Origin of the sequence: Desulfatitalea alkaliphila (assembly GCF_022968795.1) — a bacterium.
Classification (GTDB): domain Bacteria; phylum Desulfobacterota; class Desulfobacteria; order Desulfobacterales; family Desulfosarcinaceae; genus Desulfatitalea; species Desulfatitalea alkaliphila.
The window spans coordinates 13695-40335 of sequence record NZ_JALJRB010000032.1 but is presented as its reverse complement, the minus strand read 5'-3'; the positions used below and the strand labels follow the sequence as shown (position 1 = coordinate 40335).

At 61.7% G+C, this 26641-nt stretch carries 23 protein-coding genes; 15 read left to right on the top strand and 8 right to left on the bottom strand.

Translation table 11 applies throughout. From position 1 onward, the window contains the following. Positions 1–12 precede the first annotated feature (12 nt). The 4 genes from MRX98_RS19415 to MRX98_RS19400 form a co-directional block, all read right to left on the bottom strand. Positions 13–807, bottom strand: a complete 795-nt coding sequence (locus tag MRX98_RS19415; RefSeq protein ID WP_246914051.1) for a cytidylate kinase family protein — start codon at positions 805–807, stop codon at positions 13–15. An 83-nt stretch (positions 808–890) separates the two neighbouring features. Next, positions 891–2699: an SLC13 family permease gene (locus MRX98_RS19410; protein ID WP_246914049.1), complete on the bottom strand. Its 1809-nt coding sequence runs from the start codon at positions 2697–2699 to the stop codon at positions 891–893. Continuing rightward, the gene (locus MRX98_RS19405) at positions 2681–3247 is read right to left on the bottom strand and encodes a universal stress protein (RefSeq protein ID WP_246914047.1); all 567 of its coding nucleotides are present in this window, start codon (positions 3245–3247) and stop codon (positions 2681–2683) included. Before MRX98_RS19405 ends, MRX98_RS19410 begins: the two co-directional genes overlap by 19 nt. A gap of 211 nt (positions 3248–3458) precedes the next feature. After that, positions 3459–3869, bottom strand: a complete 411-nt coding sequence (locus tag MRX98_RS19400; protein ID WP_246914033.1) for a response regulator — start codon at positions 3867–3869, stop codon at positions 3459–3461. Between the two features lie 350 nt (positions 3870–4219). On the opposite strand from MRX98_RS19400, the gene MRX98_RS19395 reads away from it, so the two are divergent. From MRX98_RS19395 to MRX98_RS19350, 10 genes are all read left to right on the top strand, one after another. Beyond that, positions 4220–4801 carry a TetR/AcrR family transcriptional regulator gene (locus tag MRX98_RS19395; RefSeq protein ID WP_246914031.1) on the top strand — a complete coding sequence of 194 codons (582 nt, stop codon included), beginning with the start codon at positions 4220–4222 and terminating at the stop codon, positions 4799–4801. A gap of 297 nt (positions 4802–5098) precedes the next feature. Continuing rightward, positions 5099–5488: a response regulator gene (locus tag MRX98_RS19390; RefSeq protein ID WP_246914029.1), complete on the top strand. Its 390-nt coding sequence runs from the start codon at positions 5099–5101 to the stop codon at positions 5486–5488. A gap of 62 nt (positions 5489–5550) precedes the next feature. After that, positions 5551–6849: a sulfite exporter TauE/SafE family protein gene (locus MRX98_RS19385; RefSeq protein ID WP_246914027.1), complete on the top strand. Its 1299-nt coding sequence runs from the start codon at positions 5551–5553 to the stop codon at positions 6847–6849. 44 nt (positions 6850–6893) lie between these two features. Next, on the top strand, positions 6894–7541 hold the full coding sequence (locus MRX98_RS19380; RefSeq protein ID WP_246914025.1) for a hypothetical protein: 648 nt from the start codon (positions 6894–6896) through the stop codon (positions 7539–7541). 18 nt (positions 7542–7559) lie between these two features. Beyond that, positions 7560–10271, top strand: coding sequence for a PEP/pyruvate-binding domain-containing protein (locus tag MRX98_RS19375; RefSeq protein ID WP_246914023.1), 2712 nt, complete (start codon positions 7560–7562; stop codon positions 10269–10271). Between the two features lie 11 nt (positions 10272–10282). Beyond that, the gene (locus MRX98_RS19370; RefSeq protein WP_246914021.1) at positions 10283–11506 is read left to right on the top strand and encodes a response regulator; all 1224 of its coding nucleotides are present in this window, start codon (positions 10283–10285) and stop codon (positions 11504–11506) included. 26 nt (positions 11507–11532) lie between these two features. Beyond that, entirely contained in the window at positions 11533–13290 is a 1758-nt protein-coding gene (locus MRX98_RS19365; RefSeq protein ID WP_246914019.1) for a sensor histidine kinase, read from the top strand. Then, entirely contained in the window at positions 13259–13660 is a 402-nt protein-coding gene (locus MRX98_RS19360) for a response regulator (RefSeq protein ID WP_246914017.1), read from the top strand. The genes MRX98_RS19365 and MRX98_RS19360 overlap by 32 nt, the downstream gene beginning before the upstream one ends. Next, positions 13657–14319, top strand: coding sequence for a sensor histidine kinase (locus MRX98_RS19355; protein ID WP_246914015.1), 663 nt, complete (start codon positions 13657–13659; stop codon positions 14317–14319). The genes MRX98_RS19360 and MRX98_RS19355 overlap by 4 nt, the downstream gene beginning before the upstream one ends. Before the next feature lie 63 nt (positions 14320–14382). Continuing rightward, the gene (locus MRX98_RS19350) at positions 14383–14811 is read left to right on the top strand and encodes a response regulator (RefSeq protein ID WP_246914013.1); all 429 of its coding nucleotides are present in this window, start codon (positions 14383–14385) and stop codon (positions 14809–14811) included. Between the two features lie 12 nt (positions 14812–14823). On the opposite strand, the gene crcB is transcribed toward MRX98_RS19350, so the two are convergent. After that, positions 14824–15204, bottom strand: a complete 381-nt coding sequence (gene crcB, locus MRX98_RS19345; protein ID WP_246914011.1) for a fluoride efflux transporter CrcB — start codon at positions 15202–15204, stop codon at positions 14824–14826. Positions 15205–15380: 176 nt separating this feature from the next. Between crcB and MRX98_RS19340 the strand changes: the two genes are divergently transcribed. From MRX98_RS19340 to MRX98_RS19325, 4 genes are all read left to right on the top strand, one after another. Further along, complete coding sequence (locus MRX98_RS19340; RefSeq protein ID WP_246914009.1) at positions 15381–16565, top strand: efflux RND transporter periplasmic adaptor subunit; 1185 nt, start codon at positions 15381–15383, stop codon at positions 16563–16565. Further along, the gene (locus MRX98_RS19335; RefSeq protein WP_246914007.1) at positions 16562–19666 is read left to right on the top strand and encodes an efflux RND transporter permease subunit; all 3105 of its coding nucleotides are present in this window, start codon (positions 16562–16564) and stop codon (positions 19664–19666) included. Before MRX98_RS19340 ends, MRX98_RS19335 begins: the two co-directional genes overlap by 4 nt. 29 nt (positions 19667–19695) lie before the next feature. Beyond that, a complete protein-coding gene (locus MRX98_RS19330; protein ID WP_246914005.1) occupies positions 19696–21207 on the top strand; it encodes a TolC family protein in 1512 nt (503 codons plus the stop codon). A gap of 224 nt (positions 21208–21431) precedes the next feature. Beyond that, positions 21432–21728: an antibiotic biosynthesis monooxygenase family protein gene (locus MRX98_RS19325; RefSeq protein WP_246914003.1), complete on the top strand. Its 297-nt coding sequence runs from the start codon at positions 21432–21434 to the stop codon at positions 21726–21728. A 148-nt stretch (positions 21729–21876) separates the two neighbouring features. Here the strand turns inward: MRX98_RS19325 and MRX98_RS19320 are convergent, their stop codons facing one another. Next, positions 21877–23271, bottom strand: coding sequence for a TolC family protein (locus MRX98_RS19320; protein WP_246914001.1), 1395 nt, complete (start codon positions 23269–23271; stop codon positions 21877–21879). A 46-nt stretch (positions 23272–23317) separates the two neighbouring features. Beyond that, complete coding sequence (locus MRX98_RS19315; protein ID WP_246913999.1) at positions 23318–23833, bottom strand: MarR family winged helix-turn-helix transcriptional regulator; 516 nt, start codon at positions 23831–23833, stop codon at positions 23318–23320. 224 nt (positions 23834–24057) lie between these two features. Between MRX98_RS19315 and MRX98_RS19310 the strand changes: the two genes are divergently transcribed. Further along, on the top strand, positions 24058–24858 hold the full coding sequence (locus MRX98_RS19310) for a C40 family peptidase (protein ID WP_246913989.1): 801 nt from the start codon (positions 24058–24060) through the stop codon (positions 24856–24858). Positions 24859–24948: 90 nt separating this feature from the next. Here the strand turns inward: MRX98_RS19310 and MRX98_RS19305 are convergent, their stop codons facing one another. Then, entirely contained in the window at positions 24949–26343 is a 1395-nt protein-coding gene (locus MRX98_RS19305; protein ID WP_246913987.1) for an acetyl-CoA hydrolase/transferase family protein, read from the bottom strand. Positions 26344–26641 lie beyond the last annotated feature (298 nt).

Genomic DNA, 26641 nt, shown 5'->3' with positions numbered 1-26641 from the left:
ATGTGGGTGCCGTTACATGCCTTCGAACAACTCTTTTTCGCCGATCACTTCCACATAATTGACCCCTTCCATGTGCATGACCGACTCCTTGATCTGCAGCGCCTTGCGGCGGTTGCCCCGCTTGAAGGCCTTGGCGTAGATATATACCGTGCCGTCATGGGCTTTGACCTCAACGTCGGGCACTTGATCCACGATGGTCGATTTGACCTGGCAGGCCAGTTCCAGGTTGCCCATGCAGTTCATCGAATAGGTCATGGGGCGGAAGCGCTGCTGTCCAAGGGTGTTGACGATCACATCGGCCGCTTCCTCGGTGCTCATGTGATCCAGGTTCAGCGTCAAATCGTAAAGGTTGGGATCGTCCAGACGGGCATTATAGACACGCTGGAACCACCTGCCTTTGCGCACCTGGCCGCGGCCGTTGCTGCTGGTTGTTTCGGGGGGGGTGGTGGGATGGGCCTCGGCTGCCGGGTGGGCCAGCACCAATACTTTGAGGACATGGGAGATCTCGTGAAAGATGGGATATCCTAGGTAACCGCAAAACACCATCTGATTGCCGGCCATCAATTCGCACAGGGTTTGTTCCAGCAGTGCGATGTGCTTACGCAGCGGTTTGGTGTTCAATCGTTGCAACACGGGGGGTTCTTTAAGTGCACGGAACAGGTCCGCCTCGGAAATCTGGAAACGTTGGGCCGCGGATTTCACCAGATCCTCCATCAGCACCAGGCGGTAGCCCAGGCGGGAGGCGGTGAAGCCTGCAATGGCGGCACTTTCCCGGCCATGCCGGGAGATGATGGCGACAATGGACATGGTTGCACCTCGGAATGGGATTTTGCAATCGGTTTATCGTAAAAAGGTTGTTCATCTTTTGTCTTCGAGAAAAAGCGCCGGTCCTATATGCCGTAAAAGAGCACCAGCATGGCGATCAGCACCACGATGAAGACCACCGTCATCAGGCCCCCGGCCTTCATGAAATCGACGCTGCGGTACCGGCCCGGCCCCATGTAGAGTGCATTGACCTGGTGGGTGGGCAATATGAAGGAATTGGAAGTCGCCAACCCCACCACCAGGGCGGCCATGCGCGGATCGGTGCCCGTGGCCAGGGCCATGTTCACCACCAGGGGCACCAGCAGGACGGTGGCCCCCACGTTTGAAATCACCAAAGTGAAGAAGGTGGACAACACGGCGATGGCGGTCAACAGGCCGATGGGCGAGACATCGCCGATGAGCCCGAGTACGGTCTGGGCGATCCATCCGGCCGCCCCTGACTTCTGGGTGGCGATGCCCAGGGGAATCAGGCCGGCCAGCAGAAACACGGTGCGCCAATCCACCGCCTGGTAAGCCTCGTCGATGGAGAGCACCCGGAACAAAATCATGCCAAAGGCACCGGTCATCAGGCAGACGGACAGTTGCATTTTGAAAACGATGATCATCACCAGGGCGGCGGCCAGCCAGAAACCGGCCGCCAGGGCCTTTTCAGGCTTGAGCACTTCGCCCACCGGGGTGGTGAAGATGAAGTTGTGCTTCTCCTCCAGAATCTTGAACCGGTCCCAACTGCCCTCCAGCACCAGGGAGTCCCCCGAGCGCAGCACCATGCTGGACAGGCCGCTGAGGTACACTTGGTCGGCCCGGTAGAGGGCCACCGGGTTGACCTGGTACTGCTCCCAGAAGTGGACATCCCGCAGGGTTTTGCCGATCAGCTCGGAACGGGGCGCCACCACCGCCTCCAGGATGCCGAAGCGGTCCTGGGAAAAGTCCTCCTTGAACAATTGGAGCCCCTCCTTGACGGTGAAGCCATGGTCATCGGCCAAACGGCGGACGTTGTCCGCCTTGCCGAAGGCGGCCAGGTGGCTGTTGTCCCGGATCTCGAAGTCGGGGGGCAGGGTCATCATTTTCAAACGATCCCGCCCCGCGTAGGCCACTACGTTGACCTGGTAAGTGTCGCGCAGCTGTTTTACGGAGATCGGCTCGCGGAAAGCGGTGAGATCGGCCGGGGCCTGCAGCTCGAAAACCTCGCCGATATCCTCGTAGGCGGTGGCTTGGGTGGGCATTGCTTCCCTGCGGGCGTCGGGTTTTTCTTTGGGCAGCACGAAGCGGCCGAACAGAATGAAGGTGGCGATGCCGGCACCCACCAGGGCCAGTCCGACCGGCGTGACGTCAAACAATCCGAAGGGCTTCAGTTGATATGGCAGGAGCAGGTCGTTGAGCAGGATCAGGGGACTCGATCCCACCAGGGTGATGGTGCCGCCCAGAATGGCGCAAAAACCGATGGGCATCAACATCTGCGACAAAGGCAGATGCATGGATTTGCCGACCCGGCGGATGGCCGGCAGAAACAGGGCGGCGGCGCCGATGTTCTGCATGAAGCTGGAGATGATCGCCACCGTGGCGCCCATGGCGATGACCACCCGGGAGGCGCTGTTGCCGGCGATTTTCACCACCGGCTGGACCACCCGGTTGATCAAGCCGGTCTTGTCCAGTCCGGCGCCGATGATGATCACGGCGATGATGGAGATCACCGCGTTACTGCTGAAGCCGGAAAAGGCCTCTTTGGGAGTGACCAGGTTGAGGATCGGCAGCAAAACGGTCATCAGTATGGCCACCATATCCACCCGGATCCATTCCACGATGAAGAGAAACACCGCCAGTGCGATGATGCCGAGTACAAGGGCGATTTCCGTATTCAGGACGATGGGCTCCATGAGGGGTCGGGTTCCTTTGTTTTGGGTTTGACGGTTAAGATGCGGCAGTGGGTCAACTGGTGCAGCAGCAGGGCATCGGGATGGGGTTTGGCCCGACTGTCGCGGGCATCCTCGGGCAAACCCAGGATGATTTCGGCAATGTGGTGATCCCGCACGAACTGTCGCACCTCTTGCAAATAATCCCCCTGGCGTTGCACACATTCGATCTGCAAACCCGCGTCCGCCCGCGCCTGGGCGATTTGGCCTTCCAGGGTCCGGCGCAGCGGATCGGAGGGCTTGGCGTCGGCCGGCCGGGGAGGGCCGGCGGCATCCAGGGCCCCGGCAGCACTGCCGGCAGAGTCACGCTCCGTCACGAAGAGGCAGTAGAAGACCCCGCCGTTGCGCTTGCCGAACTCCAAGGCGAAACGCACCGCCGCCAAGGCCGGAGGCGAAAGTTCCTTTATGGGTATCAAGTAGGCGGTCACCATTCCTCCCGAAACAAAAACGGTCGCTGCCTTGGCCGGATCGTCCGATGCGATGCGGTATTGCGCCGTGCCGGTCGACCCCATGCGCGACCTCGGGCCACCATGGCAGTTTCAATAAGCATTCCATGTCGGCAAACCTTACAAATTCCAATGGTTGGGTAAATCATGGCCCTACTTCCGGTTGAAACAGTTTCAATCCGAAACAGATCCGTGGCGTACGGCAGTTTCATTTTGAAACACGGTTTGGGTTTGTCGCCAAAGCGTGTTTCGGAAACACACATCCACCAATGGCGCGCTACCCCCCCTTTTGCGGCCGATGGGGCGGTTGGCTCTGACGGAAACGGCGCTGTTCAAGGGCTTCGCCCATGCACACCATGAGGTTGTCCAGGTTCACCGGCTTGAGCAGGTAATCGACGGCACCGTGCTGCAAGCCCGCCACGCCGGTGTTGACCGAGGCGTTGCCGGTGAGAATGATCACCTCGGTCAGGGGGCGGCGCTGCTTTATCTCCTTGAGCACGGCAATGCCGTCCAGGCCCGGCATGAGCACATCCAGCAGCACCACATCGAAATCGCGCTCCGCCAGCAGGGCCAGGGCCGCTTCGCCATCGGCCGCCGTTTCCACCGTGAAACCGCGCTTTTGCAAAAGGCGCGACAGGTATTTACGGACCTTCTCTTCATCGTCCACGACCATGACCAACGGTTGCATGGGCCACTCCTTTGTGTTTTTCCCCTCGGCGCCGCGAATGCGCAGTGCGTGTTTCAGAATGAATCAAATTCTCCCGGGACAAGTGTTGCGATGTTGTAACGGGCCGGGATTGGCGGCCACAAATATGTTTCAATTTGAAACAGCGCGCCCGACGGACAACCGATTGCGGACGTGTGCGGGTGCGAAAAAGGGGTTTTGCGGCCTTACCATGGCCTTCAAGCGTTACAATATAAGGGTGTAGCAATTCCGGTGCCCGATTGGTGGACAACCGTCTCGATCCGTGGCAATATGCGGTACATCCATTGCAGGGGGCGTTTGTAACTACCCATCGAGACCCACAGGATCCGTTCATGTCCAAGAAAGACGACATTCTGCGAACCGCTACGCGCCTCTTTTCCGAAAAGGGCTACCGCAACACCGCCATCGCCGAGTTGGCCAAGCTGACGGGGGTGGCGGAAGGCACCATCTATTACCATTTCAAAACCAAGGAAGAGCTGTTCCTGGCCATTCTGGAAAACCTGCGGCAAACGCTCATCGGCGCCTTCGAGGACTTTTTTGCCGAAAAGCGATTTGCCAGCGGATTGGAGATGATCGAGGGCAGCATCTTTTACTATCTCTACCTGGTCGGCACGCGCGAAGAGCTGTTTCTGATCCTGCACCGATACGACGCCTACGAAATGGCGCTGGGCAACCCCGTGTTCGGCAAGGAATTTTCCGGCATCTACAATTTCATCCTGGACACCTTCCAAAAGGCCATCGCCCGCGGCCAGGCCGACGGCTCCATCGCAGACCTGCCGGCCGGCAAGACCGCCTTCATCGTTTTTGCCATGGTCGACGGCATTGCCCGTCTGAAGACCTTCAATTTATATGATGCCAGCGCCCTTTATGAACAGTTGGTGATCAACTGCCGCCGCATGCTGCGCAAGGCATAACCGATCGGCTGCCGTCCCCGGCAGCAACTTTTCCACTCATGCAACTCCCTTGCGGGTCGCGACGGCCCGAGCCAACGGCCGGAAAATTTACCGGTCGCCCGCCCGATATTTCCTCATGGATTATAAAAAGATACTGAAATAGTTGATTAAATTTACAATGCCAAGGGGCCTCTGCGAGGGTCGTTTTTCCTGTTGACTTTCATTTTTGGGTCTGATTATTATACTGAGTACTCACTATAAAGATATTCGGCGCTTTCCAGGCCACCGGGAGGAGGCGTCCTTTAAAGGAGAAAGGCCATGGGCAAATTCAACATTCTGCTGGTCGACGATGAAGCCGAGTTCGTGGAGAGCCTGGCCGAACGGCTTCGGTTGCGAGGGTTCGACATCGCCGTTGCGTCCGATGGCGCCGGTGCACTGGCGCTGCTCCGTGAGCACCGCTTCCAAGGGGTGGTACTGGACGTGATGATGCCCGGCATGGATGGTTTGGCGGTGTTGCGGGAAATCAAAAAAGGGGACGATCCGCCGGAGGTGATTCTGCTGACCGGGCACGCCCGCACCGAGGCGGCCCTGGAGGGCATCCAGCAGGGGGCCTTCGATTATCTGATCAAGCCGGTGGATATCGACGAACTCTCTTTCCGACTGCAAGACGCCTGCGAAAAGCGGGCCCTGATGCTGCAACAACAGTGACCGCCCCGATTGCGCACGTAAACCGGATTTTCCGGAAAACAGCGATAGAAAAGGAGCAAGCAATGGGATTTTTCAAACAGTTGGGTCGATTCATGATGGCCGGTGCCGTCGCCCACGCCAAATGGGAATTGGACGTATCCAAAACCATTTTGGGGGACCGCAGGCGCCTTTTGCTGTTGGCACTGTTCCTGGTGCCGGTGATTATCGGCGGTTATGCTTTCGCCGAACCGATCAGCGAGATGCTGCCGGACGTGTTGGGCGGGAAAAAGGCCTACAGTCCGGCGTTTTATTCCCTCGGCATCTTTCTGGTCTCCATCCTCATCGGTCTGGGGGCGGGCCTGATTACCGGCTGCATCGGCGCCGGCGGCGGTTTCGTGATCGCCCCCGCATTGATGAGCGCGGGCATCAAGGGCATTTTGGCCGTGGGCACCGATCTGTTCCACATATTCGCCAAGGCCATCATGGGCAGTGTCATTCACCGCAAGCTGGGCAATGTGTCGGCCATCCTGGCGGTGGTGTTTCTCATCGGCGCTATCCTGGGCGCCACGGTGGGCGGGATGGTCAACCGCTTCTTTTATGAGATCAACCCGGTGATGAGCGATGCCTTCATCACCACCATCTATTCGCTGATGCTGGGTTTTCTAGGCATGTATGCCATGTTGGACTACCTCAAGTGCCGCAAGGCCCAGACCGCGGTCGAGGGTTCGGAAGATGCCTGCGCGGTGCACGGCGGCCGGGACGAGGGCGCCGAGCTGGGCAATCTGCCCCACCGCATCCAGGGGATGAAGATTCCTCCCATGATCCGCTTCGATCACGATATCACCCCCGGCGGCCGCTCCGTCTCCTGGGTCTTTCTGGTGGCCAGCGGCGCCCTTGTGGGATTGGCCGCCGGTATCATGGGCGTGGGCGGCGGTTTTCTCACCTTCCCCATCTTTGTCTACGTGCTGGGGGTCTCCTCCATGACCACTGTGGGCACCGACATCTTCCAGATCATCTTCACCGCGGGGTATGCCTCCATCAGCCAATACGCCATCTACGGCTTCATCTTTTACACGCTGGCCATGGGCATGCTCATCGGTTCGCTGGTGGGCATCCAGGTGGGGGCCATGGTGACCCAGGTGGTCAAGGGCATCACCATTCGCGGCTTCTACGCCATGGCGGTGCTGGCCGGTTTCGTCAATCGCATCTTCGCCCTGCCGGGCAAGTTGGGCGAGATGGAGATCCTGCCCATCTCCAAGGCCACCGGCCATGCCCTGGAGGTGTTCGGCATCTGGGCCTTCTTCATTGTCATCGGCGGGTTCGGGGTGTGGGTGATCGGCACCTTTCTCGCCAATCTGAAAACCCTCAAGTCGCAGGAGTGATCGCCATGCAAACAAGGAAACAGGCTATGTATAAAGGTGTGGGAATGATGATCAGCTTCGCCGTGGTGTTGGTGCTGATGTTCATGCCCATCTTGGACGGGCACAATCCCATGGCGTACATGGACAACCTTTACAACTCCATCTCCAAGGGCTCGGCCTACTACATTCCCAATGCCCAAGCGTCGGTGGACGCCTACCAGGGCGCGCCCCTTGCAGTGACCGTCAGCATGGAGACATCGGAGCAAGCCGAACGCTTTCGGGGTTTGTTGACCGGCCAGGGCATGGCCGCCGCCGCCACGGGCAAACAGGTGGCGATCAGCGGCAGTCTCAACGCTTTGTTGAACGAGGCCCTGGCGGATGCGGACATCATGTATGCAAACGACGCCGCGCGGATACTGGCCAAGCACGGCTACAACGAGCGGCAGGTGATGTACGACTGGTGGAGCGGGCTCAAGGCCCTGGAGTACGAGCTGAACAAACAGCGGCGCTTCGACGCGGCCAAGCTGGTGAACCTGGTGCAGGCCAAGGCGGTGGAGACCGCCTACAACTACTACGGCATCACGGCCGAGAGCATCAGCAACAAGATCGGTATCGTATTGCTTTCCCTGGTCTTTTACGTGGTTTATACTTTGTGGTACGGGTTCGGCATCATGTACCTGTTTGAAGGCTGGGGCATGAACCTGGGGCATTAGCGACAACGGGCAGGGCGTATGCTGCGAATTTTGCGCAATATCATCGATGCCTTCAAGGGCGTTTCCGGGCTCCCGGAGGCCGCGCAGGACGACGAGGAACTGCGGCGGGCCTTCAAACTGCGCTATATGCAGTTCCGGCGACTGCTCAACGCCAATGACAAGGCCTTGAAGACCATTTCGGAGATGGAGAGCGTCCAGGCGGGCAACAAGCCCTTCGGGATGAGTTTCATTCGTTCGCGCTGCGCCCTGCTTTTCGTCAACGTGTACCAGATCATTCAACATCTGGACACCCTTTCCGGCGGTCGTCACCAGGCGTTGTACGACACCTTCGGCCGCCTGCAGGAAACCATCTCCCCGCTGCTGGAAAGCGCGGTGCCCGGCGAAGATGCCGAACTGGTGCTCGACCTGACGGCCATCGATCGGCGCCACGCGGAGGTGGCCGGGGTGAAGATGGCCAGCCTGGGCGATATCGCCCGACAGTTGGATATCGCCGTGCCGGCCGGTTTCGTCATCACCTCGGCGGCCTATCATCGCTTCATGCAGCACCGGCGGCTGCAAGAGGAGATCCATCAGCGCATCCAAAGCCACGACGGAGAAGCGTTGGACCGGCTCTACGAGCTCAGTTCGGTGTTGCAGCAGCTGGTCATGGCAGCGGAGGTGCCGCCGGAGGTGGTTGCCGCCATCGAGGCGGCCGTGGACAAGCTGCGCAAGCAGGTCGATGGGCCACTGGCCCTGGCCGTGCGCAGCAGCGGCGTGAACGAGGATCTGCCCGGCGCCTCTTTCGCGGGACAATATCGATCCCTGCTCAATGTGCGGCCCGGGCATCTGATCGATGCCTTCAAGGAGGTGGTGGCCGGCAAGTTCGGCGCCACCGCCATGACCTATCGCTTCCATCGCGGCCTGCGCGACGAAGACATCGTCATGTGTGTCGGCTGCCTGCAGATGGTCGATGCGGTCTGCGGGGGCGTGGTTTACACCCGCAACCCCTTGGACATCCGGGAGGACACCATCATTATCAACGCCGTGTGGGGGTTGCCCAAGATGGTGGTGGACGGCCGCAGCGCCGTGGACCATTTCGAGGTCGCGCGCCAGGCGCCCCACCGTGTGCGGGAGCGCCGCATCGGTGCCAAAACCGTGGCCTATCGCTGCCTGGCCGAGGAGGGCATCTGCCGCAACGAACTGTTGGAGGATCAAAGCCATGCGCCGTCCATCGATGACGACCAGGCGGCGGCACTGGCCCGTATGGCGGTGGACATCGAGAATTACTGCGGCGGGCCCCAGGACATCGAGTGGGCCATCGACAGCGACGGACACATCGTGTTGCTGCAGTGCCGCCCCCTGAGCGTGGCCCCGGCCGAAGCGCAAGCGAGCGATGCGGATGCCGCACCGGTGTCCGAAGCGGAGGTGGCGCACGATGCCGCAGCAGGGGAGGAGGGCGCCGTTCATGCGGTGCTGCTTCACGGCCAGGTGACCGCAGCCCGTGGGGTGGGGGCCGGGCCGGTGCGCGTGCTCAAGCGGGAAGCCGACACCATGCGTTTCGCCGATGGCGAGGTGATGGTGGTCCAGCAATCGCTGCCGGGGTATGCCGTGGTGCTCCATCGCGCCGCCGCCGTTGTCGCCGAACACGGCAGTGTCAGCAGTCATCTGGCCAATGTGGCCCGCGAGTACCAGGTGCCGGCCCTGTTCGGGGTCGAGGGGGCCATGAGCCGCCTGGCCGACGGGCAAACGGTGACCGTGGATGCCGATGGTTTGAAAATCCACGACGGCAAGGTCGACGCCCTGCTGCGCGGCCGACTGCGTGCGCCCCACGTGATGGCGGGAACGCCGGTGTTCGATACTTTGGCGCAGATCATGCCCCACATCGCGCCCCTGACCCTGCTCGATCCGGACGCGCCCACCTTCGCGCCGGCCCACTGCACCAGTCTGCACGATATCATCCGGTACTGCCACGAAAAGGCGGTGCAGGAGATGTTCGCCTTCGGGCGCGACAACGCCTTTCCCATGCGATCGAGCAAGCAGCTGGTGGTGGATGTGCCCATGCAGTGGTGGATTCTCAATCTGGACGACGGCTTCAGCGACGAGGTGACGGGGCCCAAAGTGCGCCTGGAAAACATCGCTTCCATCCCCATGCAGGCCTTGTGGCAGGGCATCACCAAGGTGCCCTGGCAGGGACCGCCGCCCATCGACGGCAAGGGGTTCATGTCGGTCATGTTCCAGGCCACGCGCAACACCGCCCTGGTGCCCGGGGTGCGCTCCAGCTACGCCCAGCGTAACTATTTCATGATCGCCAAAAACTACTGCAGCCTCATGTCCCGCTTCGGTTTTCATTTTTCCACGGTGGAAAGCTATGTGAGCGAGCGGGTGCCGGAGAACTACATCATTTTCCGTTTCAAGGGCGGCGCGGCCGATGACTTTCGCAAGATGCGGCGCATTCAACTGATCGCCGAAATCCTGGAAGAGCAGGGCTTCGCCGTCTCCCTCACCGAGGATGCCCTGCGCGCCCGGTTCGAAGATTTTCCCATGGAAGTGATGTGCCACCGCCTGCAAATCGTCGGTTATCTGACCATGCACACCCGTCAACTGGATATGGTCATGTCCCGCAATGCCATGGTCGAGCACTATCGCCAACGGATCAAAAGTGATATCGAGGAGCGGTTCGGGAGGCCGCCGGAGCAGCCGGCGGCCGGCCCACAGCAACGATCGTCACCATCGATTCAAGGGCAAGCGTGAAGGAGGAGGCCATGTCTGTTATCGCGCTGTTCAGCGCCACCTATTGCGGAGCGGAAGCGATCGCGGCGCGTCTGGTGGCCGAAACAGGTCGTACGCTGTACACCGATGATGACCTGGTGGCGCGGGCCGCCACCCTCTCGGGGCTGCCGACCGAACAATTGCAGCGCTGTTTCGCGCTCGAACCCTCGGTGTTCAACCCCTTCACCCGCGAGCGGGAGCGCTGCCTGGCCTGGTTGAAGCTGGCCCTGGCCGAACGATGCCGCGACACCGATTGGGTGCTGCACGGATTCAGCAGCCATCTGTTGCCCCCCTCCATCGACCACGTGCTGCACGTTTGCCTGATCGCCGATGCGGCGCACCGCATTGCGGCGGCGGGGGGCGACAAAAAGGGAATGCGCGCCAAGGCACTGCGACGCATTGAAGCCGAGGACCGCCTGCGGGCCGCCTGGGTCCGGTCGATCAAGGGCGAGGACGATCCCTGGGCGGCCTCCCTGTACGACATGGTGGTGCCGACGCACACCCTGGACGGCGATCGGGCCGTGGCGCTGATCACCAAGGGATTGGCGGCCGAGGCGGTGCAGCCCACCGACCCATCCCGCCGGGCGGCCGCCGATTTTCTGAAAGCCGCACGCATCGAAACCGGCCTGGCGGCCATGGGCCATGCGGTGGGGGTGTCCGTGGCAGGGGGTGCCGTCGCGCTGCACATCGACCGGCCGGTATTGATGCGCGAACGGCTGGAAGCGGAACTCAAGGAGGCCTTGGCAACCATGAACATTCAAGAACCGATCACCTTTACCGTGGCACCGACCGCCAATGGCGGCGATGCCTACCGCCGCTACGATGCCGATCGGCCTTCCAAGGTGCTCTTGGTGGATGACGAGCGGGAGTTCGTGCAAACCCTCTCCGAGCGATTGGGCATGCGCGATATCGGTTCGGCGGTGGCTTTCGACGGCGAGAGCGCACTGGAGATGGTGGCCCGGGAGGCGCCCGAAGTCATGTTGCTGGATCTGCAGATGCCCGGCATCGACGGCATGGAGGTGCTCAAGCGGGTCAAGGCGACCCACCCGGAAATCGAGGTGGTGATCCTCACCGGTCACGGCACCGACAGCCACCGCCAGGAGTGTTTGCGCCTGGGAGCCTTTGCCTATCTGGAAAAGCCGGTGGACATCGAGGTGCTCAGCGACACCCTGAAACAGGCCAACGAGCGCATGCGGCGCAACTTGGAGAACAAATAGGCGAAAGCTTCAGAGGATCGATGGCCATGTCTTTTTGGCAAAAAATCAAGCCGCAATTTTGGGACCACCGGGATGTGGCGACCGGACTGCACAAGCACATGTTCAACTTCCGGCGCATCTGGTACTTGAGCGTGTTGCTGACCACGGTTGTGGCGGTGATTCCCATTTTCTTCCTGGCGGCCATCGACTACCAGGTGACCCAAAAAGCCATCGAATCGGAAATCATCCTGCGCACTTCCCGGCTGGTGTCCAATGCGCGTCGCACCCTGTCGTTCATGATTCTGGAGCGACAGTACGCGCTTCAGTTCCTGGTGCGCGACAACGCTTTCGCGCTGTTGCGCCTGCCGGAACGGTTGGACCGGATTTTAATCAGCTTGCAAGGCAGTTTCGGCGGGTTCACCGATTTGGGGTTGATCGATCGCCACGGCACCCAACTGGCTTACAGCGGGCCCTACGAGCTGACCAACTTCGACTACAGCCAACAAAACTGGTTTGCCCAGGCGCTGGAGCAAGGTACCTATATCAGCGACGTGTTCATGGGGTACCGGCAGAGTCCGCACCTGGTCATCGCGGTGCGCCATTTGAACGCTGCGGGGGAGCCCTTTGTGCTGCGGGCCACCATCGAAGCCGAGCAGTTTCATGGTGAACTGGTCCACATCGAGGCGGGCAGCGGCGGCGACATGTTCATCATCAACCAGGAGGGCATTCTCCAGACCCCGTCCCAGCGGTTCGGGGCTGTTTTCGAACGGATGTCCCTGCCGGTCCCCGACTTCTCGACCTCCACCCGTGTCTTCGAGTCGCTGGACGCCAGGGGCCAACCGCTGGTGATCGGGTATGCTTACTTGAATCACACCCCCTTCATCCTCATGGTGGCCAAACCCAAATCGGTCTTGATGCATCCTTGGCAGAAGGAGCATCGCCAGATCTTCACATACATGGTGGCCGGGGTGCTGACCATCCTGCTGGTGGCGGTGGCGGTTTCGACCTACTTGGTCGCCAAGATCCACACCGCCGACCAGACCCGCCTGGCCGCCCTGCACAACGTGGAGTATGTCAACAAGATGGCCTCCATCGGTCGCCTGGCGGCCGGGGTGGCTCATGAAATCAACAATCCGCTGGCGATCATCAACGAAAAGGCGGGATTGATGCAGGATCTGCTCCAGAGCCGTGGCAACGGACCGGTGATGGAGAAGTTGGCGGCCCAAATCGCCTCCATTCTCAACTCGGTCAACCGGTGTGCCACCATCACCCGGCGCCTGCTGAGTTTCGCCCGGCCGGGCAGCGTTTCCCTGCAGCCGGTCCAGATCGGGGAGGTGATCGAAAACGTGATCGGGTTTTTGGGCAAGGAGGCCGAGTACCGGGGGATCGACATCCGTGTCGCCATGGATCCCGACATCCCCGCTGTCCCGAGTGATCGCGGCAAGCTGGAACAGATTTTCCTCAACCTGATGAACAATGCCTTCGCCGCGGTGGAAGACGGTGGCCATTTGCGCATCGAGGGAAGCCGGACATCGCGCAAACGGATCACCATCGCCGTGGCCGATGACGGCTGCGGCATCGCGCCCGAGGATATTAAACGGGTGTTCGAGCCGTTTTTTTCCACCCGCACCCAAAAAGGGGGCACCGGACTGGGCCTTTCCATCACCTATGGTTTGGTTCAGGAGTTGGGAGGGACCATCACGGTCGAGAGCCAGGTGAACCAGGGCACCCGCTTTACCATAACCCTGCCATTGGAACCGGAGGTCGATAGGGATGAAATCCATACGGGTACTGCTGGCCGATGACGAAGAAGAGTTGGTGACGGCGCTGGTGGAACGCCTGGCCCTGCGCGGCATCGAGGCCGACGGGGTGTCCACCTGCGAGGCGGCCGTCGCACTGCTCCGGGAGAAACGGTATGACGTGGCCGTGCTGGACGTGAAACTGCCCCGAATGAGCGGCTTCGAACTCAAAAAGCAGATGGTCCGCGTGGCCCCGCACATGAAGTTCATTTTCATCACCGGGCACGGCTCTTATGCCAGTTTCCAGGAGGGGACCGCCGAAGCCGGTCGGCCGTACTATCTGCTCAAGCCGGTGGACATCGAGCTGTTGGTGGCCAAGATCAGGGAAATCACAGCGGCGGATGGGCCGCCGCCCGAAAAGGAGGGCGCGCCATGACACAATCCAACAAAGAGACGACTGTGGATGGATTGCGCTTTTTCGGCCGGATGTCGGCCGCCATCTCCCACGATTTGAAGAACACGCTGAGCATCATGAACGAGAGCGCCGGCTTGATCGAAGATCTGGCCCTGATGGCGGAGAACAAAGGGCGCCCGCTGGACCCACAGCGCATTCATCAGTTGGGCGCCACCATCAAAAGGCAAATCCAACGCAACGACGGCATCGTGCGCAACATGAACCAGTTCGCCCACAGCGTGGACCATTCGTTCAAGGAGATCGGCTTGACCGCCAACCTGCAGATGCTGTCGACCATTTGCCGCCGGTTGACCGATGCCCGGGGGGTGGCGGTTGCGGTCACCCCGTCCGATCCGGACATCGGCATCGTGACCCGGCCCTTTCATCTGCTCCATTTGGTTTGGCTGCTGCTGGCGTGGGCGATGGATCATGTCGACGAAGGCAAGCGGTTGTCGCTGCAGGCCCGCTCGGTGCAGGATCATGTCCACCTGGAATGCCGGGGGATCGCCGGTGCGACGGCCGCTGCCGCGTTTCCGCCGGCCCCATGGACCGAATTACTGGAATTGCTGGCCGCCCGCGTGGAGATGGACACTGCGCAACAGGCGATTGTCGCGGTGCTGCCCCGGCGGATGGCCGCCTGAAGATCAAGTGACCAAGCGTCGCTGAACAACACCCTCATGGAACCCGACGAAAGGAGTCACGCCATGACAACGAAAGTGCTGTTGGTGGACGACGAAAAAGAGTTTCTGGACCTGTTGGGCGAGCGCATGACCGCCCGCGGCATGGAGGTCGACAGCACCACATCGGCCACCGATGCCCTCAAGATCACCGAGGATCACACCTACGACGCCATCGTGCTGGACCTGATGATGCCGGAGATGGACGGTCTTCAGGTGCTTAAAAACTTGAAGGCCAAACACCCCGAGCTGCAAGTGATCCTGCTCACCGGCCACGGCAGCATCGAAAAAGGGGTGGAGGCCATGCGCCAGGGGGCCATGGATTTCATCGAAAAACCGGCCGATTTGGAGGTACTGACCGAAAAAATCAAAAAGGCCCAGGCACGCAAGATGATTCTCGTGGAGCGCAAGGTGGAGCAGGAAGTCAGGGATATTCTGGTCAGCAAGGGGTGGTAGGCGCGGATGCGCCTACTGCAGGCGCGCCAGCCAGAGGCCCAGAAAGGCCAGGGCGATGCCGCCCAGGGTGTTGATCAGGATGTTGGTCAGGGATTGTTGCAGCAAACCGGCGCGGGCGGTGTTGACCGTTTCCAGGGCAAAGGCGGAAAAGGTGGTGAAGGCCCCCAGAAAGCCGGTGATGAGCAACAGGCGCAGCTCGGGCGTGATCCATCGCGCCCGCTCCGCCAGTCCGTAAAGCAAACCCGCCAGAAAACAGCCCGCCAGATTGACCAGCATGGTGCCCCAGGGAAAGAGGTGGCCCCAGAAGCGCATGGTCAGCAAACCCACGCCGTAGCGACCGACGGCCCCCAGGCCGCCGCCGCACATGATCAGCACCAAGGTTTTGAAAGTCATGATCGCTCCATCGGTTGTCGTCCGGTTTCGGGGGTCGAGGCCGGATTGCCGACCGTTTGCTCGGATCGCTTGCCCGTCTCCATTCTCGGGCTATTTACATTAGCCGATTTTGAATCATCTGTTGAGCCTTTTTAATACCTATTGCGAACAGGGTTCGGTTTGGTTATTTTGGTCCCATGAAAAGAAATATTGCCATTGGCATCGGTGCCGCCGTTTTGTTGCTGTTGGTCTGGCAGTTGTGGAGCCACTTCAGCACTGGGCGGGACGAGGCGGGGCAGCCGCGGGCCGTTCGCCCGGTGGCGGTGGAGGTGGTGCCCGTGCGGCGTGCGGACATGCGGGATGTGGCGACCTTCACCGGCACCCTGCTGCCGACGTCCCGATTCGAGGTCGCACCCAAGATCGCCGGTCGGCTGGAAAAGATACTGGTCCATATCGGCGATGCGGTGGCTCCCGGCCAGTTGGTGGCGGTGCTGGACGATGAAGAGTATCGCCAGCAGGTGAGTCAGGCGCGGGCGGAGCTGGAGGTGGCCCGGGCCAGTCTCGAGGAGGCGATCACCACCCTGGAGAGCAGCCGGCGGGAGTTCGAGCGCACCGTGGCCTTGCACCGGCAGCGCATCGCTTCCGAATCCCAGCTGGATGCCGCCGAATCGGAATACAATGCCCTGCAGGCCCGTATGCGGGTGGCCGCGGCCCAGGTGGCCCAGCGGGAGGCGACGTTGCGTCTCGCCGAAGTGCGGTTGGCCTACACGCGCATCCATGTGCCTGAAAGCAACGGCGTCCAGCGGGTGGTCGGCGAACGGTTCGTGGACGAAGGCGCGCTTCTGTCCGCCAACACGCCCATTGTTTCAGTGCTGGACATCCGTCGTCTCAATGCGGTGGTGCATGTGATCGAGCGGGACTATGCGCGGATTACGCCGGATCTGACGGCCGTCGTGACCACCGATGCCTTTCCCGGCCGGACCTTCACCGGACGGGTGGCGCGCATTGCGCCCCTGCTCAAGGAAACTTCCCGCCAGGCGCGGGTGGAGATCGAAGTGCCCAATCCCGCCATGGAATTGAAGCCGGGCATGTTTGTGCGCGCCCACATCGAGTTCGCCGAGTACGCGGACGCCACGGTGGTGCCGCTGTCGGCCCTGGTGACCCGCGGCGGTCAAAGGGGTGTTTTTCTGGCCGACCGCGATGCCGGCACCGCCCGGTTCGTGTCGGTGACCGTGGGCATCACCGAAGGTGATCTGGCCCAAGTGCTCACGCCGCAACTGGAGGGTGAGGTAGTGACCCTGGGCGTGCACCTTGTGGTGGACGGCGCGGCCATTTCCATTCCCGAGAGCCGCTCCACCGCAGCGCTGACCGAACGGCCATGAACATCTCCACCTTTGCCATTCAGCGGCCGGTGATGAGCGTGATGGCGGCGCTGATCGTCATCATTCTCGGTTTGGTTTCCCTTTCCCGTCTGGCCATCGACCTGATGCCGGACATCACCTACCCGACCCTCAGCGTGGTCACGGAATACAGCAACGCCAGCCCCGAGGAGATGGAGGAGCTGGTCACCCGTCCCGTGGAAGAGGCGGTCAGCGCCGTGCCGGGGGTGGAGGAGGTGACCTCCGTTTCCTCCGAGGGGATGAGCAGCGTGCGGGTCACCTTCACCTGGGGCACCGACCTGGATGAAGCGGCCAACGACCTGCGTGACCGACTGGATCGGGTGATTCCCCTGCTGCCCGACGATGCCGATCGACCCATCTTGCGCAAATTCGATCTGGCGTCCTTTCCCATTCTGATCCTGGGTGTTGCCAGCTCCCTGGACCCCATCCAGCTGCGTTCCATCATCGACCACCAAGTCAAGTACCGCATCGAGCGCGTGCCGGGGGTGGCTTCCCTGGATATCCGGGGCGGGTTGGAGCGGGAGATCCATGTCAATCTGGATCCGGACAAGATCAAAGCTTTGGGTATCGGGGTGGAGCGGATCATCGAGCGCATCCGGGCGGAGAACGTGACCCTGCCAGCCGGCACCATCGAGTACGGTTTGTTGGACATCACCATTCGCACGCCGGGTGTATTCGTGCGCCTGGATGAGTTGGGGGATACGGTGGTGGCCCTGCGCGAAGGGGCTTCGGTCAAGCTGCGCGAAATCGCCTCGGTGGAGGACAAGTGGGAACGGGTGACCCGCATCATCCGGGTCAATGGCCAACCGGGGGTGCGGCTGGCGGTCAACAAGCAATCGGGCAAGAACACCGTGGAGGTGGCCGACGGCGTGCTGGCGGAGGTGGCGCGGATCAATGAGGACATCCCCCAGATGCGCATCACCCCCATTATCGACACATCGGCCTACATCAAGCGCTCCATCGCCAACGTGGGCCGCTCCATCGTCTACGGCGGCGTGCTGGCGGTTTTGGTGCTGCTGATGTTCCTGCGCAACATCTCCAGTACGGCTATCATCGTCACCACCATTCCCATCTCCATCGTGGCCACCTTCGCGCTGATGTACTGGGGCGGTTTCACGCTCAACATCATGACCCTGGGCGGTTTGGCCCTGGGCATCGGCATGCTGGTGGACAACGCCATCGTGGTTTTGGAGAACATCTACCGGCTGCGTGAAAAGGGGTTGGACGCCAAGCGCGCCGCCATTCAGGGCAGCCAGGAAGTGCGGGCCGCGGTGATCGCCAGCACCATCACCACCCTGGCGGTTTTTCTTCCGCTGGTGTTCGTCGAGGGAATGTCCGGACTCATTTTCCGGCAGTTGGCCTACGTGGTGGGATTCGCCCTGGCCTGTTCCCTCACCGTGGCGCTGACCCTGGTGCCCATGTTGGCCGCCCGCGGGGGGCGTGGCCCGGCGGTGGCGGCGGCCGACGTGCCGGAGACGGCCGGCGCCGCCCTCTCCAGCCGCCTCGAAGGGTTCTACACCCGTTTGGAGGAGCGCTACCGGCGGTTCTTGCACTGGAGTTTGTACCGTCGCGGACGCACCCTCGGCGCCGCCGTCGCTGTTCTGATTCTGTGTCTGGCCTTGGTTCCCCTGGTGGGCGTGGAACTGATGCCGTCCACCGACGAGAGCGAGGTGCGGGTCAATGCGGAGATGGCCGTGGGCACCCGCCTGGAAGTCGTGGATCAAGCTTTTCAGGAGATCGAACCCCTCGTTTACGAGGCCGTGCCGGAGATCGACAACACCGTGGTTTTCATCGGCGCGTCCAGTTGGCGGGCCCGAGGCACCAATGCCGGCGAGATGCGCATCGCCCTGGTGCCGGTCAACCAGCGCAATCGCTCCAGTGAACAGATCGCCCAGGCGTTGCGTTCGGCGCTGAGCGATTTGCCCGGGGTGGAGATCCGTACCCGGGCGGGCCAGGGGCTGTTTTTGCTGCGCATGGGCACCCAGGGCGATGATCGGCTGCAGGTGGATGTGCGGGGCCACGATCTGGAGACGGCCGATGCCCTGGCGCGCCAGGTGGAAACGGTGATCGCCGCGGTGCCGGGCGTGACCGACACCCGCGTGAGCCGGGAAACCGGCTCCCCCGAGGAGCTGATCGTGGTGGATCGGGGCAAGGCCGCCGACATGAAATTGACCGTTTCCCAAGTGGCCACCACGCTCCAGACGGTGTTGTCGGGCACTTCGGCGGGCACCTTTCGCGAAGGGGGCAACGAATACACCATCCTGGTGCAGTTGGCCGATGCCCAGCGCCGCTCCTTACGCGAAATCCTGGATCTGCCGGTGATCAATGCGGACGGCGAACCGGTGATTCTGCGCAACGTGGTTTCCACCACCCAGCGGCGCGGACCGACCTTCATCGAGCGCAAGGACCAGGAGCGGGTGGTCTATGTAACGGCCGAATACAGCGGCCGGGACATGGGCGCCATTCTGGCTGATGTGCGCAACGGGTTGGCGACCATACCGGTGCCGCGGGATTTCAGCATCCCCATCAGCGGCGATTACGAGGAGCAGCAGAAAGCCTTTGCTGAGTTGTTGCTGAGCTTCGTGCTGGCTCTGGTGCTGGTTTACATGGTGATGGCCTCCCTTTACGAATCGCTGCGCGATCCCTTCATCGTGATGTTTTCGGTGCCCTTCGCCGCCATCGGCGTGATCCTGATGCTCTATCTGACCGGCACCACTTTCAATGTGCAGTCCTACATCGGTTGCATCATGCTCGGCGGCATCGTCGTCAACAACGCCATTCTGCTGGTGGACCATATCAACCTGCTGCGCCGGCGGGACGGTATGGCCATGAACGCCGCCATCGAGGAGGCCGGCCGCCGCCGCATGCGGCCCATCTTGATGACCGCCATGACCACCATGCTGGCCATGACCCCCCTGGCCCTCGGATTGGGCGAAGGCAGCGAGGCCCAGGCGCCCATGGCGCGGGCCATCGTGGGCGGTCTGTTCAGCTCCACTTTCATCACCCTGATCGTTGTGCCCACGGCCTATGCCCTGATCGCGCGCAAGCACCTGGTTCGGGAAACCGATGCGCCGGCTTCCTGAGCGGTCGCGGGCAACGAGGAGCCAATTTCATGCCGGTTGCCATCCGTTCACTGATGTTCGGTCTGCTGATCCTGGCGCTGGGGGCGTCGCCCGTCGCGGCGGAACCGCAATCCGCCCCCATGGACAATGCACCCCCGCCCCACGACACCGCCGTTCTGACCATCACCTTGGCCGATGCCGTGCTCATGGCCCTGGAGAACAACCGCTCGCTGGCCGTCGAGCGACTGACGCCGGAAATCATCCAAAGTTTCGAGGACGAGGCCCGGTCCGTCTTCGATCCCGTGCTGTCGGCCGGCGCTGCCACCCAGCGCGTCGTCGGACCTCGTCCCTCCACCGCCGAGCAGAACCAGGTCAACAAGGTGGATGAAGGCTTCATCGCCCTGGACACCTATTTTCCCACCGGCACGGCCCTCACATTGGAAGCCGCCGCCGGCCGTGCCGATGCCGGCCGGCCCGACGACGGGCGCTACGCCGGTCGCCTGGGGCTGGCCCTGAACCAATCGCTGTTGCAAGGTTTCGGCACGGCGGTCAACCTGGCCCGTTTACGGCAGGCACGACTGGAAACCCGAATCAGTCGATACGAACTGCAGGGGTTCAGCGAAGCCTTGGTGGCCGGGGTGGAGCATGCCTATTGGGATTACGCCCTCTCCCTGCGGCAGATCGAAATCGTGCGCGAGAGTCTCAAGCTGGCCGAGCAGCAGTTGTCCGACACGCGGGCCATGATCGCCGTGGGCGCCATGGCCGAGGCGGAACTGCCCGCGGTGCAGGCCGAGGTGGCGTTGCAGCGGCAGGGGTTGATCGACGCCAAAAACGCGGTGGCCGCCAACCGGCTGCGACTGCTGCAGCTGGTCAATCCGCCGGGAGCGATGTTCGATCGAGAGCTGGCCCTTTCCCATCCACCCGCCATTCCATCGGTGCAGCTCGATCCGGTGGGCCGTTCCGTCGATGAAGGGTTGCGCCGCCGTCCAGAGATGAACCAGGCCCGCCTGGAGATCGATCGGGGCGAATTGGAGGTGGTGCGCACCCGCAACGGGCTGCTGCCCCGCCTGGACCTGTTCGTTCAATTGGGCAAAAGCGGTTATGCCGATTCCTTCGGCAGCGCCTTCGGCGAATTGGACGGCGACCATTACGACGCGCAGGCCGGCATCCGCCTGGCCTATCCGCTGGTCAACCGTGACGCCAAGGCCCGCCACCGGCGTGCCCGTTTGAGCCGCGAGCAAGCGGAAAAGGCCCTGGACAACTTGCGCCAAGTGGTAGCCTTGGACATTCGCATCGCCCACCTGGAGGTGGACCGCACCCGGGAGCAGATCGGCGCCAGTGCGGCCACCCGCCAGTGGCAAGAGGAGAAACTGCGCATCGAAACCGAAAAGTTCCGCGTGGGGCGCTCCACCAACCTTTTGGTGGCCCAGGCCCAGCGGGACCTGTTGGTCAGCCGGATCGACGAGGTGCGCGCCGTGGTGGCCTACCTGAAAGCGCTCACCGACCTTTACCGTTTCGAAGGGACCTTGCTGGAACGTCGGGGGATCGGGATGGATGGGTAGTGGATCCCGATCCTGATTTCGATTTCGATTTCGATCCCGCTGCTGATCTTATTCGGGATTTGTGTATAACCGCTTTTCTCTTTGACAGGCGGCTCAACGTCCCCTTATACTTACCAATAGCAGTGCTCTCCAACCAGTGTCGGCGTTGTCCCGAGACCTTTCCCTGACACCGCTGCAAGGCCACCGTCCTTCACCCCAAACGCCGTTCCGGCAAGGAGGTTGTAATGGCCGTCAAAGCCCTCATCAAAAGAGTCGTTCCGGAAGACAAGGCCAGAGAGATGATTCCCCTGTTCCGGCAGATGCGTTCCCTGGCCATGAACCAGGAGGGGTACATTTCAGGAGAAACCCTGCGCAATCTGAACAACCCCGAGGAGTTCCTGGTCATCAGCAATTGGCAATCCTCCGATGCGTGGGTCAAGTGGCTCAACAGTGCCGATCGCCAGCAGATTCAGGAGCAGATCGATGCGTTGTTGGGGGGCGCCACCCAATACGAGGTGTATCACTACGGTTTCAGCGAGTAGCCGCCGTTGCTGGATGAACGGGATCGACAAATCGGTCTGTTGAGACAAAGCGTGCCGGCCCCGACCCCCCTTTGCGGGGCAAGCGGGGCCGGTGAAGGGATGGGCCGCCGTTGCTTGGCGCCGGGGCGTCCTTGTTGACCTTGACGCGCTAACGGGCTTGAAACGTATCCAGAATCTGGCCGGTGGCCGTTTGCAGATCGTACCAGGCCAGTTTCAAGGCCACCCGGGACAGGGTGAGTTGGGACTGGGCCACCGTAAGGTCCCGTTGGGCTTCGTTGAGCCGCACCAGGGAACCCACGCCGGCCTTGTACTCCTTTTCCACCAGGTCGCGCTGCTGTTGCACCAGTTCGGCATTGGCCTCTTGCAAGGTCAGTTGGCGCTGGGCCGTTTCGATCCGGGTGATCACGTCTTGCACCTCGGCGACCACGTCGATGCGGGCGCTGTTACGCAACTGCTCGATTTCGTACAACCGGGCCCGCGCTTCACCATGCCGGGCGCGCGTCAAGCCGCCGGCGAAGAGATTCCAGCTCAGCCCCACACCGATGCTGTTACCGAAATCGTCTTCATTGAATCCCATGTCCCCCGGCCGTTCGCCGAACACCGAACCGGTCACGGCAACGGTGGGAAAATAGCCCGCCCGCGCCGTTTTGACACCCGCTTCCGCCTGCCGCACGAGCCAGTCGCTGCGGCGCAAATCGGGCCGATGGTCCAAGGCGGCTTGTAAGATGACATCCGTGTCCGTCTGTGGATCGATCAGTTCCCGGTCCGCCGTGGGTTCCAGTGACGCCAGGCGGACATGTCCGGGCAGCCGACCGCTGGGCAGCCCCAGCAGGCCGGCCAGGCTGATCAAGCTGGCCTGAAAAGCCCGTTCCTCCTGAAGGCGGCGGTTGGTGGCCGTGTTGCCGCGCACCTGAAAGTTGAGCACATCGCTCAGGGGGCCGGCGCCCACGTCGTAGCGCAGGCGGGCTTCGGACAACAACCGGTCGTTGAAGGCCTCGTCGGCTTTGGCGATGGCGATGTTCTCCTGGGCCAACTGGGCTTGTAAAAAGGCGAAGCTGACGGCCGACAGCAGCAGGCGACGGGCGTCCTCGCGGGCCGCGCCGGAAGCCTGTTCCCCGAAGCGGGCCGCCGCCAGGCGGAAGCGGCGCGCGAATCCGTCGAACACCAGCCAACTGGCCGTGAGATCGGCCTGGTAATAGTCGTCCGGGTTTTCAATGTCCGGTGCCGGGAGGTTCAAGGCTCGGAAGATGGCGAGTTGGGAGTTCAGATCCCGTTCCGACATTTTCACCCTGGCGGCACTGGCCGATGCATCCAATTGGGGCCAGTAGCCCGAACGGGCCTGCCGGACCACCTGGGCCGCCTGCTCCACCCGTGCCCGGGCCGCCTCCAGCGAGGGGTTGTCAGCCAGGGCGATGCGGGCCGCCGTTGCCAGGTCGAGCACATCGATGCGCTCGATATCGATGGTATCCGGAGGTTGCGTGTCGGCGGCCATGGCGACCAAGGGCATCAGTGCCGCGAACAGGCACAGGGCAACACGCCACATCAAGCTGCTCGTCGATTTGGGTTGCATCGGTATACCTCTCTCTTCTTCATGGCCCAGGGGGCGAATTTCCGGAAACGGCCGTCGGGCCGGTTTCCGACAGCAATACCTTTTGGACGGCCGCCAGCACCCGGCACCATTGGTCGGTGGTCTTCGGTCCCAGTTTCTGCACCAGATCTTCAAAAAGTGCAAGCAAGCCGGCTTCAATGGCATCAATGTCCTGCTTGGCGTCCGGCGCGATGCGCACCACCACCTTGCGTCGATCCTCAGTACTCGGTTCCCGCTGTAAAAGCCCTTTTTCCGTCAGCCGATCCACCATGGCCGAGGCCGAAGGGGCGGAAATGCCGAGCCGGTCCGCCAGGTCACCCATGGTCAGCGGTTCCTGGCTGCGCACCACACCGATGGCATTGAATTGGGCCAGTGACAACTCGATGTGGGGAGGGGAAGCCAGGTTGGCCAGGTGCCGGCTCTGAAGGTTGAGAATCTCCTCGTGTATCCGGCGGCCGGTGGTGATGATGTAAAGGGCCTGTGCCCTTGTGGTTTCTTTGTCGATCACGGATGCCATTGCCAATAGCGCCAAATTGATTTGTCACCCTAATGGTTAGGGTGGCTAAATGTTTCCATCGCTTTTAGCGCGGGGCGAATCGGGTGTCAAGGGGCGGTTGCCGAATCCCGTTGAAATTTGCGGTGCTGTTCGGTAGTCTTGCCGGCATGTCAATGGGGCGTGGCGGCAATCTGAAGTTGAACGATCAACTCTCCTTTCGGAGGTGTCAAGGCATGGTGCCACCGATGTCCAAAGCTGGATGCAGGTGGCTTTGGGCCGTGATGCTGTTGCTGTTGTCGGGGTTCCAGGGGTGCGGCCGGCCGGCGCCATTACCGGCACCACCGCCGGTTCCCGCGGCGCCCCTTCCCGCGGTACAGCCCGAACCCCTACCACCGCCCGATGCGGTATTGCCTCGCATTCAGTACACCATCCAAGTGGGCGCCTTCACCACCAGCGAGCGCGCCGCCGCCTATGCCGATCTGTTGCAGAGCGCGGGTTTGGACACCTACTACTTCATCGATCTGGATCGGCTCTTCAAGGTGCGTCTGGAGCGGTTCGAGACCCGGGAGGCCGCCATGGCCCGTGCCCTGGACATCCAGGCAAGGGGTCTGATCGACGATTTTTTCATTGTGCACCCCCAAATCGACCGGATCCTGCCGGAACCACCCATGGCCCTGGGAGAGCGGCTCGTCGCCACGGCGAGCCGCTTCATCGGGACCGATTACCGCTGGGGGGGCGCCAGCATCGAGCAGGGGTTCGACTGCAGCGGCTTGACCATGACGGTGTACCGTCTCAATGGGTTGGATCTGCCCCGTACTGCCCTGGAACAGTTTCGGGCCGGCACCCCCGTGGCGCGAGGGGCCCTGCGTGCCGGCGACCTGGTTTTTTTCGCCACCGGTCGCACCAGCCGTATTTCCCATGTAGGTATTTACAGCGGTGACGGCCAATTCATCCACGCGCCCAGTCGGGGCAATGCTATCCGCAGCGCTTCCCTTGCCAACACCTATTTTGCCGCACGTTACAAAGGTGCGCGTCGCTATTACTGATTGGCGGTTCATACGGCAGACAGCGAAAGCCGCCGCCGGTTGTCGACCGGCGGCGGCAAAGGGGTGTCTTGGGCGGATGGATCAGGGGGGTCAGTCGCGGCAGTTGATCACGCCCCGCGGCGGTTTGGCGCCCAAAGTGGAGGTGTAGCTCAGGAAGCCGGCATCCACCGCTTGTTTGAGCAGGGCCTCACGGTGACGGGGGTGGGCGATGCGGATCAGGGCCAGTGCCCGTTCGTTGAGCGATAGGCCCCGCAGTCGTGCCAGGCCGTATTCGGTGACCACGTAATCGACCAGGGAGCGGGGCACCGTGATGACCGTGCCCTTGGCCAGGGTCGGGACGATGCGCGATTTGCCTTTGTGCTCCGAATAGAGGGCCAGCACGCTGATCCCCTTGCGGTCATGGGCGAAGAGGGTGCCCATGACGAAGTCGAGCTGGCCCCCGGTGCCGCTGATGTGCCGCGGCCGGTCGCCGCCTAACTGCTCCGAAGCCACCTGGCCCACCAGGTCCACCTGCATGGTGCTGTTGAGGGAGAACATGCGGGGCTGCTGGGCGATGACCAGTGGACTGTTCACATAGTCCACCGGGTAGGACGCAAATGATGGGTTGTTGTCCAGAAAGTCGTACAGCCGGCGGCTGCCCAGGCAGAAAGAGAAGGTGGACTTGTAGCGGTCCATGGTTTTGCGGCTGTTGTCCACCACCCCGGCCTGGATCAGGTCGTACATTTTGTCGGTCAACATCTCCGAGTGAATGCCCAGATGCTTGACACCGGCATCCACCAGGGCGTCCAGCACCGAATTGGGCAGGCCGCCGATACCGATCTGCAACGTGGTGCCGTCTTGGATCAGTCCGGCTGAAACCACGTTGTCGGCGATCAGACGATCCTCCTCCTTGGCCGGGATGGCCGGCAGGGTCGGGGTTGCGAAGGTGTCGTCCTCCACGATGTGGTCCACCGCCGATATGTGAATCGCCTCCTCCTGGCCGCCGCACACCACCGGCATGTCTTTGCGCACCACCACCACGATCTTCTTGGACACTTCGCAAAACGCTTGCATTTCGGCGATGGTCAGGCCGAAATTGAAGAAGCCGTGCTTGTCCATGGGGGCGGTGACCACATAACTGATGTCCAGGTTGTAGTTCTGGCGGATCAGTTCCGGCGCCATGTGCCAGGAGACCCCCTGGTATACGCCGCTGCCCCGACGCTGGACGTGGGATCTGACCGAATGCAAAAGAAAACCGCTGTGCCAACGAAACACCTTGCCGTCGGGGTCGGCCTTGAGAAATTCATGTTCGGCGGTGTCCAGAAAGGTGCGCACCACCACATTGTGCAGTTCGTCCTTGCGGCGGGCCAGGTATTTGTCGATGTTGTGGGCGATGCTGGCCGCACCGCCCAGAAAGATCTCCATGCCCGGTTTGACCATGGCGGTGGCCGCTTCCGGGGAGATGCGTTTTTGGGCATAGAGGTCGTTAAAGGGGATATGGTTCATGGGCGTTTCCTTTCGGTTGCGTTGGGTTGGTGCTCAATCCGGCGGTTCAGCGGGCGGGGTTCAAACGATGGGGCCGCCGCCCGATCCTTGCCGCAGGCGGCTGAACGCTATTATTCGTCCAGTTGGCGACAACCAATCACAAAATGAATGGCGACACAAGCAGAACCTGAAAACACCGGATTTGCAAGGCGCTGCGGAAAGGAGGGGTGATTGTCTAAATAGATAATAAAAACAGTTTTATAAACCGGAAACAGGACGGGTTTGGAGGGGTGCCGAGAGTATGTCATGGTCGAACATG